The sequence below is a fragment of the Rhodococcus sp. IEGM 1351 genome, assembly GCF_030056875.1.
Classification (GTDB): Bacteria; Actinomycetota; Actinomycetes; order Mycobacteriales; family Mycobacteriaceae; genus Rhodococcus_F; species Rhodococcus_F opacus.
Genome location: NZ_JASHKU010000045.1, coordinates 1 through 12,667, shown reverse-complemented (window position 1 = coordinate 12,667; position 12,667 = coordinate 1). Strand labels below are relative to the sequence as shown.

Genomic DNA, 12,667 nt, shown 5'->3' with positions numbered 1-12,667 from the left:
CGGCTTCACGACCACGTCCAGTCGCGCACCTCGGGCATGTCCTCGAGGTGCGCGACGACGTATTCGCCGTGCCGTTCGAGTTGCCGGAGGCAGAAATCGGCCAGTTCGCCGGCACCGGCCGGCTCTCTCCGCGTGCGTCGCAGCGCCTCGAGGACCAGGTGATAGCGGCTCATCCGGTTGAGCACGACCATGTCGAACGGTGTCGTCGTGGTGCCCTGTTCGCTGAAGCCGCGAACGTGGAACCGGTCCGGGGCGGGACGCCCGTGGATCAGCTCGTGGACGGCGCGCGAGTACCCGTGGAACGCGAACACCACGTCCGTGTCCGCGGTGAACAGGTCGAGGAACATGCGTGCGTCGAATCCGTGCGGGTGTTCGGTGGGGGTGAGCAACCCCATCAGGTCGACGACGTTGACCACCCGGGTGACCAGGTCCGGCGTGCGTTCGCGCAGCAACTGCGCCGCGGCGAGGATCTCCTGGGTCGGGACGTCCCCGGCGGCGGCGAGCACGACGTCCGGGTCGGCGCCCACCGCGCCTTCCGTCCCCGCCCACTCCCACACCGACGCCCCGGCCGCGCAGTGCGCATGCGCCTCCGCGAGGGTCAGGTACTGCAGGTGCGGCTGCTTGTCGACCACGATGAGATTGACGTGGTCGGTGCTGCGGAGGCAGTGGTCGGCGATGGAGAGCAGAGTGTTCGAGTCGGGTGGCAGCCAGATCCGGACGACATCCGGTGCGAGCGGGATGACGGCGTCGATCATGCCCGGCCCCTGATGACTGAACCCGTTGTGGTCGTTGCGCCAGCACGTGCTGGTCAGCAGGACGTTCAGCGACGCCACCGGTGCCCGCCACGGCAGATCCACCGCGTGCTGCAGCCACTTCGTGTGCTGGACGAGCATCGACACGCTCACCATCGCGAACGCCTCGTAGCTGGCGAACAGCCCGTGCCGCCCCGACAGCAGATATCCCTCCAGCCATCCCTCGCAGAGGTGCTCGCTGAGCACTTCCATCACCCGGCCGCGGGCCGACAGTCCGTCGTCGTAGTCGGTGACCGGCAGCTGCCAACAGCGGTCGGTCACCTCGAACACGGCGCCCAACCGGTTGCTGGCCGTTTCGTCCGGGCAGAACAGCCGGAAGTATCCACCGCCGTCGGGCGTGGTGGTGGCGGCGTACAGGTCGCGGAGCAGTTCCCCGAGCACCCGGGTGGTCTCGTGGACGGTGGTGCCGGGCTTCTCGATCGCGAGCGCGTACTTCTCCAGCGGCGGCACGGGAAGATCGGCACGCAGGCGGCCGCCGTTCGCGTACGGCGACGAACCCATCCGCTTGTCGCCCTGCGGCGCGAGCCGCTCGAGGTCCGGAACGAGTGCGCCGGAGGAGTCGAACAGTTCACCGGGGCCGTAGGACCGCATCCACTCCTCGAGCTGACGCAGATGCGCCTCGTCGGTCCGCACCCCCGACAGCGGAACTTGATGCGCCCGGTGCGTGCCCTCGACGAGCACGCCGTCGACGGTGCGCGGACCGGTCCAGCCCTTCGGGGTCCGCAGCACGATTGCCGGCCACTTGGCTGCGCTGCGCCGGCCGGCCCGCGCCTCCCGCTGCAGGTCGGAGATCGCTGCGTGCGCGTCGGTGAGGGCGCGATGCAGCGCCGGGAAGACCTGCCTCGGGTCGTCGCCGGAGACGACGGTCGGCGCCCAACCCTGACCGCCGAGGAACGCCTCGATGTCCGCGTCGCTGCTGCGACCGTAGACGGTGGGCCCGGCGATCTTCGCTCCGTTGACGTGCAGGATCGGCAACACCGCTCCGTCACGTTCCGGATTGAGGAATGCGGGGAGTTTCCACGAACCGGACAGTGGTCCGGTCTCGGCCTCGCCGTCTCCGATCACGCACGCCACCAATAGGTTCGGGTGATCGAATGCCGCACCGGCGGCATGCGCGAGAGCGTAGCCGAGCTCGCCGCCCTCGTGGATGCTGCCCGGCGTCTGCACACTGACGTGACTCGGGATGCCACCCGGCGTCGAGAACTGCCGGCAGAGGCGGTGGATACCGGCGGCATCGCGGGACACGCCCGGGTACACCTCGGAGTACGTCCCCTCCAGGTACGTGGCGGCGACGAGCGCAGGGCCACCGTGTCCGGGACCCGTCACGTAGAGACAGTCGGTGTCGGTCCGGCGGATGAGACGGTTCAGCAGGGCGTAGATCATCGACAGACCCGGGCTCGTCCCCCAGTGCCCGAGGAGCCGGGGTTTGATGTGTTCGGGGCGCAGCGGCGCACGCAGAAGCGCGTTGTCCTGCAGGTAGATCTGCGCGACCGTCAGATAGTTGGCCGCTGCCCACCACCGCAGGTCCAGATCGAGGTCGGAATCGGAATAGTGCCCGTCGGAGTCCTGCGACCCGACCTGCCGTCCATCGGTCATTCTCGACCCCTCCCCGGGAGTTCGCGAGCGTCCACGTCCTCCCGACACTAGGCGTGTTCGGGCCGCTACCGGGGCGAGTCCACGAAGTAGGGGGACCGATTTGGTCGATCCCACTACCCATGCGCTACGATTGGCCAGCCCAATCGGCACACCGGATTTCCGGTGCGCCCCCGTAGCTCAGGGGATAGAGCGTTCGCCTCCGGAGCGAAAGGTCGCAGGTTCGAATCCTGCCGGGGGCACCACGAGGAACTGCGTCGCCTGTCGCGGCGCAGCCTTTCTCTCTGGTGCTACCAGTCTTCCCCGAGTGATCTCCTCGGGCTTTGTCGAGAGCTGCAGCCGCGCCGGCAGATGCCGCGCACATCGATCGAACGCTGGCCTCCGCCATTGCGGGTTCCGCGGCAACAACTCTCTGCCGAAGACTCTCTCCGGCAGTGTCGACCAAGGGACACCCCTGTGCAGCAACACCGCTCTCATCCACTCACCCTCGGCATCGTCGCGCGTTCGAGCAAAACCGACGAACGCCGGCTCCCGATCCACCCGCTCCACTTCGACCGGATCGACCCCGACCTCCGTGGCCGCATCCATCTCGAGTACGGCTACGGAGAGCCCTTCGGCGTGTCCGACGAGCAGCTGGCCCTGTCGGTGGGCGGTCTGCGCACCCGGGAGCAGCTGATCGAGCACAACGACGTCCTCCTGCTGCCCAAACCTCTCGCGAAGGATCTGGCGGACCTGCGTGACGGCCAGATCCTGTGGGGGTGGCCGCACTGCGTCCAGGACACGGAGCTCACCCAGGTGGCCGTCGATCGCCACCTCACGTTGATCGCGTTCGAGGCCATGAACCACTGGAGCGTCGAGGGGTCGTTCCAGCTCCATGTCTTCCACAAGAACAACGAGCTCGCCGGATACAGCTCGGTGCTGCACGCCCTGTCGATCGCGGGGTCGACCGGCGACTACGGCCGCCGTCTCCGCGCCGTGGTCCTCGGCTTCGGTGCCACCGCCCGCGGCGCCGTCACCGCGCTGAACGCCCTGGGCATCCACGACGTCCACGTCGTCACCCAGCGCGGGGTCACCGCCGTGAGCTCGCCGATCCATTCCGCGGAGATCGTGCAGTTCGATCACGACGACGCCGATCCGCGCCGCAGCCACGTCACCACGGACGAGGGCCGGATGCCGCTCGCCGGATTCCTCGCCCGGCACGACATCATCGTCAACTGCGTCCTGCAGGACACGGAGTCGCCGCTGACGTTCCTGATCGACTCGGACGTCGAGACCCTCCTGCCCGGCAGCCTCGTCGTCGACGTGTCCTGCGACGAGGGAATGGGCTTCAGCTGGGCCCGGCCCACGTCGTTCGCCGATCCGACGTTCATGATCGGTGAGAACGTCCGCTACTACGCGGTCGATCACAGCCCGTCCTACCTGTGGAATTCGGCGACGTGGGAGATCAGCGAGGCCCTGCTCCCGCACCTGGGGACGGTCCTCGACGGACCCGCCGCCTGGGACCGCAGCGACACGATCCGGCGGGCCGTCGAGATCCGCGACGGGGTCGTGCAGAACCCCCGGATCCTGTCGTTCCAGCACCGCGCGGCGGACTACCCGCACCCCGTTCTCGCCTGATTGTCGGAACGAACGGGACGGCGGCGGGCTCAGGCCGGGGTGCTGCGGCGCATTTCGCGTCGGAGGATCTTCCCACTGGCCGTCTTGGGCAGTTCGTCGACGATCTCGACGCGCCTCGGGGCCTTGTAGCTCGCCAGCCGCTCCCGGCAGTACTCGACGAGGTCGTCCGTCTCGACCGTCTGCCCGGGGCGGAGGCTGACGAACGCGGCGACGGTCTCGCCGCGGTAGCTGTCCGGCTCGCCGACGACGGCGGCCTCCCGGACTGCCCGGTGCCGGTACAGGACGTCCTCGACCTCGCGCGGCCAGACCTTGAACCCGGACGCGTTGATCATGTCCTTCTTGCGATCGACGACGTACACCCAGCCCTGGGCGTCCATGAAGCCCACATCGCCTGTGAGCAACCGGCCGCCGGGCAGCGACTGCGCCGTGGCGTCCGGTTCGTTCCAGTACGCGGGCACGACCATCGGCCCGTCGACGGCGATCTCCCCGACTTCGAGCGGGTCGAGGTCGTGCCCGTCCTCCCCGACGATCCGGATCACGGCGGACGGAAGGGGCAGGCCGATCGCCAGCGTGCCCGACGACGGATCGACCGGCGCCTCCAGGTTCGGCGGGACGACGACGCACGGTGCGCTGGTCTCGGTGAGCCCGTAGCCGTTGCGGATGTACTTCCCGGTCAGCTCCCGGAACCGTTCGACGATGGCAGGGGGTAGCGGGGCGCCACCGGACATCACGGCCTCCAATGAAGCGAAGCGCTCACCGGAGAAGTCGGGGTGGGCCATCAGCGCCATGTAGGCGGTGGACGGGCCGACCATGAACACCGGCCGCTCCCGCTCGAGGGCGTCGAGGACGACCCCTGCGTCGAACCGGTACGCGAGGATCAGCGGCGACGCCAGGTCGATCGCGGTGAGCAACTGGCACACCATGCCCGTGATGTGGAACAGCGGTGCGAGCGCGAAGATCGGCGAACCGGCGGGCTTGCTCTCGTACAGGCGCAGGATCGAACTGTTGACGGTGAGATTCCGGTGGGTGTTGGTCGCTCCCTTGGGGACTCCACTCGTTCCGGACGTGTAGGACACGAGCGCGACGTCGTCCGGGACCAGACCGGGATCCGGCACGCCGGCCCCCGCGCGCGCCCGGGCCACCTCGAGCAGGTCCGGCACGCCCTCGGCGCGCACCCGGGTCACGCCCCCGAACACCCGTGGGTCGCCGGACGTCTGGATGTCGAGTTCGCTCGCGGTCAGCGCGATCCGCACCCCCGCGGCGGATGCCCGCTCCGCCACCCGATCGGCCCACGCGTTCTCGCTGCACACGATCGCGGTGACTCCGGCGTCGGTGAGGATGTGAGAAAGCTCGTCCCGGTACATCGGGTTCAGCGGGACGACGACACCGCCCGCCTTCCACGTGCCGAGCAACGCCAGCACGAACTGCGGGACGTTCTGCAGGTAGATCGCGAGCCGGTCGCCCTTCCCGAATCCGTTCTCGGTGAGGTAGGCGGCCACACCGTCGCTGAGTTCGTCGACCTCGCGGTAGTCGAGGGTGCCCCCGAGGTACCGGATGGCCGGCCCGTCCGGGGCGGATTCGACCGCGGCCGAGAACATGTGGAGCGCTGTCCGGGCGGGGATCTCCCCCACGGAACGCGTGTTCTCGTCGTACCGATCCATCCAGGGCCTGTCGTCGTACCAGCTCATCGCGGCCATACCGCCTCTCGCTCGTTCCGTGTTCCGACTGTCTGACGTGCTGTTCAGCGTGTTCCCGACAACCCGCCGTCGACGGGGACGACGGTGCCGGTGAGGTAGGCCCCGGCACGCGAGGAGAGGAAGATCGCGGTGCCCGCGACGTCTTCCGGGGTGCCGACCCGGCCGAGCGGGACCGATCCCTCGACCGCCTCCTTCCGCTCCGGATCGTCCAGGACGAAGGCCATCATCTTGCTCGGAAACGGTCCGGGGGCAATGGCATTGACGGTGATCCGCTCGGCGGCCAGTGTCGCTGCGAGCTTGCGGGTGAGCATGTGGACCGCGGCCTTGCTCGCCCCGTACGAGAAGTTCTCGCTACCCGACACCACGAGTCCGTCGATCGATCCGATGTTGATCACCCGGGCGGGGTCACCGTCCGTCGCCGCGGCCCGCAGACTCGGCAGCAACGCCTGGGTGAGCATGAACACGCCCTTGACGTTGATGTCAAAGATCTTGTCGAAACCGGCGGCCGGGAAATCGTCGACCGGCGCACCCCACGTCGCTCCGGCGTTGTTCACCAGGACGTCCAGCCGGGGCGACACCTCGGCGACCCGCGCGACGAGGCCCTCGATCCCCTCCTCGGTGGACAGGTCGGCGGGGTGTGCGTGACACGTCCCCGGCCCGGCGGCGGACAGTTCGGCCGCGGCCTTCTCGCACGCCTCGGCCTTGCGGGCGGAGATGATCACGGTAGCCCCGGCCAGGACGAATCCTTGCGCGATCATCCGGCCGATACCCCGCGAACCTCCGGTGACCACCACGGTCTTGCCTGCGACGTCGAACAGCGAACCGATGTCCATGTGCGTTCCCTTCAGGGTTGGAAGACGAGGCGGCCGACGGTGCTGCCGTCACCGAGCCGGCCGATGCCGTCGGCGACGTCCGCGAGCGAGAGCCGCTCGCTGATGAGCGGCGTGATCGCACCGGAGTCGGCGAGACGGGTCAGTTCCTCGTGGCAGTCGGCGATCGCCTGCTGGTTGTACTGCTTGTACAGACCCCAGTGCAGGCCGATGATCGAGTAGTTCTTGATCAGGGCGTGATTGAGGCCGGGTGTCGGGATGGTGCCGCCGGCGAAACCGATGATCAGGATCCGGCCTTCGAACGCGATGCACTTGGTGGACTTCGCGTAGGCGTCGCCGCCGACCGGGTCGTAGACGACGTCCGCGCCGCGTCCGCCGGTGAATTCCTTGACCAGCGGAACGAAATCGTCGGTGTGCCGGTCGATCACCAGATCCGCCCCCAGCCGGCGGCAGTACTCGACCTTGTCGGAGCCTCCGACGACGCCGATCACCTTCGCTCCGGCAGCCTTGCCCAATTGCACTGCGGCGCTGCCCACTCCGCCCGCGGCGGCATGGACGAGCAGCGTCTCCCCCGGCTTCAGCTGGGTGCGCCGGTGCAGGGCGAACCAGCTCGTCTGGTAGCCGATGCTCAACGCCGACGCCTCGGCGTCGTCGAGCGCGGACGGGGCGGCGAACGTGTTGGCCTCGTCCATCACGGCCATCTGGGCGAATCCGCCGCCGGGCAGGTTGGGGTTGCCGATCACCCGGTCGCCGACGGCGAAGCGGGTCACGCCGTCACCGACCTCCAGCACGTCACCGCACAGCTCGACTCCGGGTGTGAACGGCAGCGGCGGCTTGATCTGGTATTCGCCGCGGCACAGCAGCACGTCGGGGAAGTTCGCCGGTGCGGCGAGAACCTTCACCAGCACCTGGCCGGGGCCTGCCGTCGGATCCGGGACCTCCTCGAGTTGCAGCGCGGTGCGCGGCTCGCCGAGTTCGTGGACACGCCATGCCTTCATGGATTGCTTCCTGACTGTCGGTGGTGCGGCTCGGGTTACGCGGGCAGGTCGATCAGGTCGGCGAGGCGCGCGCGGTGACGGTAGGCGGTGCCGAACGCGAGCTGATCGCTCTTCGCCCTCTTCAGATACAGGTGCGCGGGGTATTCCCACGTCATGCCGATCCCGCCGTGCAGCTGGACGCACTCCTCGGCGGCGTGGACGGCGACGTCACTGCAGTACGCCTGCGCGACGGCAGCCGCGACCTCGGCGTCCGCGTCGCCCCGGGCGGCAGTGTCCGCGGCGTAGCGGGCAGCGGCGGCCGCGGAGGTGACCTCGAGCCACAGGTCGGCGAGGCGGTGCTTGATCGCCTGGAACGACCCGACGGCGCGGCCGAACTGGGTTCGCTCCTTGACGTACGCCAGGGTCGTCTCGAAGCACCACTGCGCAAGCCCGAGTTGCTCGGAGGCGAGCAGTGCGGCACCGACGACGAGGGCGTCACGGACCGCCGCCGCGGCGTTGCCGTCGTCAATGCGGGTGGATGCGGCGGCGTCGAACGAGACATCCGACAGTGGCCGGGTCATGTCGAGCGCGAGCACGGAAATGACCGAGACGCCGGCGGTGCCGGCGGGAACCGTGTGCAGTTCGAGTCCACCCGGGCCCTCGACCGGCACGATCAGGATGTCGGCCTCCGAGACGCCCGCGACACTGGTAACGGTGCCGGTCAGGGCGTCGCCGTCCCGGCGCACGGTCGGGGTGAACCGGCCCGGTGCGGTCGCGAGCCCGACCGTGAGCGCACCGGTGGTCGTCCCGTCGGCGAGTGCGCCGACCGTTCGCGAGTCTCCCGCCTTCAGCAGCGCGACCGTCGCGAGCACGGCGCTGGAAAGGTACGGGACGGGCGCGACGGCACGTCCGATCTCCTCCATGACCACCGCAGCCTCGCGTGCGGTCGCGCCGGCGCCGCCCAGGTCCTCGGGGACGAGCAGGCCCGCCAGTCCGAGTTCGACGGCGAGGGATTTCCACACTCCGGAGAAGTCGGCGGGTGCCCGGTCGTACGCCCCGACCACCAGTTCCGGTGGGCAGCGGTCGGCGAGGAGGCGGCGGACGGAGTCGCGCAGGGCGTCTTCCGTGTCGGAATACAGCAGATCTGCGGTGCTCATCGGGGCAGGTCCTTCCAGGCGATGTCCTTGTCGACGCGATGCTCCGGCGGGAGGCCGAGGACGCGTTCTGCGATGACGTTGCGCAGGATCTCGGACGTGCCGCCCTCGATCGAGTTGCCTTTCGCGCGCAGGTACCGGTAGCCGGGTTCACGGCCGGTGAAGTCGACCTTGTCGGGGCGGCGCATGGTCCAGTCGTCGTACCGCAGCCCGGCCTCGCCGTGGAGTTCGATGTCGAAACCCGAAATGGTCTGCGCGAGCCGGGCGAAAGCCAGCTTCAGGCCGGATCCCTCCGGGCCGGGTTGCCCGGCCTCGAGTTGTTGCCGCAGGCGTTCCCCGGTCAGCCGGGCGACCTCCGCTTCGACCCACAGCCGCAGCAGTTCGTCGTGCATCGCCGGATCGCGGAGTTCGGGTTGCTCCCGCCAGGCCTGGGCGACCGGTCCGATCATGCCGCTCTCGCGGGCGGCCGCGGAACCACCGATCGCCACCCGCTCGTTGTTGAGGGTCGCGGTGGCCACCCGCCAGCCCTGCCCCTCGTCGCCGAGCCGATCGGTATCGGGAATGTGGACGTCGGTGAGGAACACTTCGTTGAACTCGGCCTCACCGGTGATCTGCCGCAACGGCCGGACGTCGATACCGGGATCGCTCATGTCGCACAGGAAGTACGTGAGCCCGGCGTGCTTGGGCACCGTCGGATCCGTCCGGGCCACGAGGATCGCCATCTGTGCGTTCTGCGCCCCCGACGTCCACACCTTCTGCCCGTTGACAATCCAGCCGTCACCCTCACGGACGGCTCGCGTCGCGACCGCGGCCAGGTCGGAGCCCGCCCCCGGTTCGCTGAACAACTGGCAGTAGATGTGCTCGCTGGTGAAGATCGGCCGCAGGTACTTCTGCTGTTGTTCCTCGGTGCCGAACGCGGCGATGGTCGGCGCGGCCATGCCCAATCCGATCCCGTTGCGGCCCTTGGCCGGACCGGGCGCTCCGGCGGCAGCGAGTTCGGCATCGACCTGCGCCTGGAAGCTCTGCGGCAGACCGAGCCCGCCGCGCCCCGGCGGGAAGTGGACCCACGCGAGGCCGGCGTCGAATCGGGCTCCGAGGAACCCGGTCGGATCCGACAGGTCGTTCTGTTCGACGAGGGTCGCGACGCGATCGCTGAGGTCGCGTGCGATCGCCTGTTCGTCAGTGGTCATGTTCCTCAGTCCTTCGGTCCGCCGGCGACGTAGATCACTTGTCCGGACACGAATCCGGCACCCTCACTCGCCAGGAACGACGCGGTGTTGGCGATGTCCTCGGGCTGCCCGACGCGGTTCACCGGGATCTGCGACGCCGCCGCCTTCTTGAAGTCCTCGAAGCCGACACCCACCCGCTCGGCGGTGGCGGCGGTCATCTCGGTCTCGATGAAGCCGGGCGCGATCGCGTTCGCGGTGACACCGAACTTGCCCAGTTCGATGGCGAGCGTCTTGGTGAAGCCCTGCATGCCCGCCTTGGCGGCGGAGTAGTTGACCTGCCCGCGGTTACCGAGCGCGGACGTGCTCGACAGATTCACGATGCGCCCGAACCCGGCGTCGACCATGTGCTGCTGCACGGCCCGCGACATCAGGAACGCACCGCGCAGGTGCACGTTCATGACCGCGTCCCAGTCGTCGACGGTCATCTTGAACAACAGGTTGTCGCGGGTGATTCCGGCATTGTTGATCAGGATCGTCGGGGCACCGAGTTCGGTCGCCACCCGCTCGACCGCCGCGGCGACCGACGCCTCGTCGGCGACGTTCGCGCCCACGGCCAGCGCCCGGCCGCCGGCGGACTCGATGGCGTCGACGGTTGCCGCACACGCGGACTCGTCGAGGTCGAGCACGGCCACCGCGTACCCGTCGTTCGCCAGTTTCTTCGCCACCGCGGCACCGATGCCTCGTGCCGCGCCGGTGACGATTGCCGTTCTCTTCATGAATTTCTCCATCGTCGTTCGATCAGATTCCGGCCCGGGCGGCGATGTCGCACGCCTTGGCCACCAGGTCGTCGATGCGCTCGACGGTCGGGGTGCCCGCGGCCGCCTTGTTCTGCGGTTCGTCCCGCGCGCGGCGCATGACGCCCTCCGCGATGACCGCGACCTTCCACAGGCCGAGGACGTGCCAGAACGCGAGGGCTTGCGGGTCGCGGCCGGTCTCGTCGAGGTACACCCCGGCGATCTCCACCCGGTCCGGGAAACCGTCGAGGGTGGACGCGGGGAAGTCGCCGCCGGTCGTCTCGCCCGGCTCCGGCCAGTACGCGAGCAGGCTGCCGACGTCGGCGAGGGGGTCGCCGAGGGTGCACAACTCCCAGTCCAGGGCCGCGGTCACCTCCCCGGTCTCGTGGGAGGTGATGACGTTGCGCAGGTGGAAGTCGCCGTGCACCAGTGTCAGTTCCCGCTGCTCCGGCACCGAGGCGGCGAGCCGTCGCGTCAGGTCGTCGAGGGCGGGCAGCTCGCGGGTCTTCGACTTCTCCCACTGCCCCGACCACCGCTTGAGCTGACGCTGCGCGTACGGCTTGTGGCTGGCCAGGTCGGTCAACCCGGTCCGGTCGAGGTCCACCGCGTGGATCTTCGCGAGCGTCCGCGGCAGCGACAGACCGATCGCCCGGCGGCGTTCCTGGGTCAGGGACTCCGCGATCGACATGCGATCGACGACCTGTCCGTCGACGAACTCCATCAGCAGCAGCGGTACCTCGCTCACCTCCGGGTCGTCGGTGAGTCCGAACACCCGCGGGGTGGGCACCACGGTGTCCTCGAGGGCGGAGAGGACCCGCGCCTCGCGGGCGACGTCGTGGGCCGACGCCAGCAGGTGTCCGAGAGGTGGGCGCCGGAGCACCCATCTGCCGCCCGCCCGGTCCTGGACCAGGTAGGTGAGGTTCGACTGGCCGAGTCCGATCCGGTCGAAGGTCAGCGGTCCGGCACTGTCGATGCCGAGCGTGCCGAACCAGCGGCTCACGGCCTCCGTGTCGATGCCGACGACGTCCACGCTAGACACCGAGCTGGGCCCCCTGCCGGAACGGGAGGGCGTCGCCGAGCAGTTGACCGCCGTCGATCACCATGGTTTCGCCGGTGATCCAGCTCGCGGCATCGGAGACGAGGAACGCGACCGCGGACGCGATGTCCGCGGGTTCGCCGATCCGCCCCAGCGCCGTGGACGCCGACACGGCCGGCTCGTGTTCCTTCCACAGCGCCTCGGCGAGCTTGGTCCGCACCACACCGGGAGCGACGGCATTGACCCGCACCCTCGGTGAGAGTTCCAGTGCCAGTTGCTTGGTGAGATGGATCAGCGCGGCCTTGGACGCGTTGTACAGACCGATGTTCGCCTCGAAGGCCATGCCGCCGATGGAGGCGGTGTTGACCACGGCGCCGCCGTGCTCGCCCATCCACGCCTTCGTGGCGAGCCCCGTCCACAGCACCGGAGCCCACAGGTTCACGTCGAAGGTCTTGGCGAATCGCGCGTGGTCCTGGTCGATGATCGGCCCGAACGACGGGTTCGTCCCCGCATTGTTGACCAGGATGTCCAGGCTGCCGAAGCGTTCGAGGGTGACGTCGACGCAGCGCCGGGCAGCCTCTTCGTCGACGGCGTGGGCGGCGAGTCCGATCGCGGTGCCCCCGACCTCGGCCGCAGCGGCGTCGGCCGATTCCTGGGACCGTGAGGTGAGCACCACGTTCCCGCCGGCGGCCGCGATGGCCTTGGCGACGGCCAGGCCGATGCCCCGCGACGCGCCGGTGACGATCGCGGTGCGTCCGGTGAGGTCGAGTCCGGCCATGTCAGCTCACCGCAACCTTGTGTCCGTTGGTGGAGGCGCTGACGGCGGTGTCGCGGTACTGCCGGAGTTCCTGCCGCGCGATGGCGCGCTTGTGGACCTCGTCGGGACCGTCCGCCAGGCGCAGGGTTCGCAGGTGCGCCCAGGCCATGGCAAGCGGGAAGTCGTCGGTGACGCCGGCCCCACCGTGCACCTGAATCGCCCGATCCACAA

The 12,667-nt window shown here is 69.3% G+C and carries 11 protein-coding genes and 1 tRNA gene; 2 read left to right on the top strand and 10 right to left on the bottom strand.

Annotated features, from left to right (window positions below; all coding sequences use genetic code 11):
* Positions 1 to 5 precede the first annotated feature (5 nt).
* Positions 6 to 2,408, bottom strand: a complete 2,403-nt coding sequence (locus QM806_RS38915; RefSeq protein ID WP_283294911.1) for a phosphoketolase family protein — start codon at positions 2,406 to 2,408, stop codon at positions 6 to 8.
* Between the two features lie 166 nt (positions 2,409 to 2,574).
* Here QM806_RS38915 and QM806_RS38910 point away from each other — a divergent pair.
* Together QM806_RS38910 and QM806_RS38905 are read left to right on the top strand one after the other, a co-directional pair.
* Positions 2,575 to 2,650: transfer RNA gene (locus QM806_RS38910), tRNA-Arg, on the top strand.
* A gap of 211 nt (positions 2,651 to 2,861) precedes the next feature.
* A complete protein-coding gene (locus QM806_RS38905) occupies positions 2,862 to 4,022 on the top strand; it encodes a N(5)-(carboxyethyl)ornithine synthase (RefSeq protein WP_265146205.1) in 1,161 nt (386 codons plus the stop codon).
* A 29-nt stretch (positions 4,023 to 4,051) separates the two neighbouring features.
* Here QM806_RS38905 and QM806_RS38900 read toward each other — a convergent pair whose 3' ends face one another.
* From QM806_RS38900 to QM806_RS38860, 9 genes are all read right to left on the bottom strand, one after another.
* Positions 4,052 to 5,710 carry an AMP-binding protein gene (locus QM806_RS38900; RefSeq protein ID WP_283294910.1) on the bottom strand — a complete coding sequence of 553 codons (1,659 nt, stop codon included), beginning with the start codon at positions 5,708 to 5,710 and terminating at the stop codon, positions 4,052 to 4,054.
* A 53-nt stretch (positions 5,711 to 5,763) separates the two neighbouring features.
* Positions 5,764 to 6,552, bottom strand: a complete 789-nt coding sequence (locus QM806_RS38895; RefSeq protein WP_005264460.1) for a RhlG family 3-oxoacyl-ACP reductase — start codon at positions 6,550 to 6,552, stop codon at positions 5,764 to 5,766.
* An 11-nt stretch (positions 6,553 to 6,563) separates the two neighbouring features.
* Positions 6,564 to 7,547 carry an NADPH:quinone oxidoreductase family protein gene (locus QM806_RS38890; RefSeq protein WP_054248130.1) on the bottom strand — a complete coding sequence of 328 codons (984 nt, stop codon included), beginning with the start codon at positions 7,545 to 7,547 and terminating at the stop codon, positions 6,564 to 6,566.
* A gap of 35 nt (positions 7,548 to 7,582) precedes the next feature.
* Complete coding sequence (locus tag QM806_RS38885; RefSeq protein WP_005562319.1) at positions 7,583 to 8,683, bottom strand: acyl-CoA dehydrogenase family protein; 1,101 nt, start codon at positions 8,681 to 8,683, stop codon at positions 7,583 to 7,585.
* Positions 8,680 to 9,870 (bottom strand): acyl-CoA dehydrogenase family protein, encoded by a 1,191-nt coding sequence (locus tag QM806_RS38880; RefSeq protein ID WP_005562321.1) that lies wholly within the window; start codon positions 9,868 to 9,870, stop codon positions 8,680 to 8,682. The genes QM806_RS38885 and QM806_RS38880 overlap by 4 nt, the downstream gene beginning before the upstream one ends.
* Before the next feature lie 5 nt (positions 9,871 to 9,875).
* Complete coding sequence (gene fabG, locus QM806_RS38875) at positions 9,876 to 10,637, bottom strand: 3-oxoacyl-ACP reductase FabG (RefSeq protein ID WP_005562323.1); 762 nt, start codon at positions 10,635 to 10,637, stop codon at positions 9,876 to 9,878.
* A gap of 10 nt (positions 10,638 to 10,647) precedes the next feature.
* Positions 10,648 to 11,682 (bottom strand): phosphotransferase family protein, encoded by a 1,035-nt coding sequence (locus QM806_RS38870; RefSeq protein WP_043787660.1) that lies wholly within the window; start codon positions 11,680 to 11,682, stop codon positions 10,648 to 10,650.
* Complete coding sequence (locus QM806_RS38865) at positions 11,675 to 12,457, bottom strand: SDR family oxidoreductase (RefSeq protein ID WP_054248967.1); 783 nt, start codon at positions 12,455 to 12,457, stop codon at positions 11,675 to 11,677. Before QM806_RS38865 ends, QM806_RS38870 begins: the two co-directional genes overlap by 8 nt.
* A 1-nt stretch (position 12,458) precedes the next feature.
* Positions 12,459 to 12,667 (bottom strand): acyl-CoA dehydrogenase family protein (locus QM806_RS38860; RefSeq protein WP_283294909.1); only part of this gene is annotated, 209 nt, incomplete at its 5' end.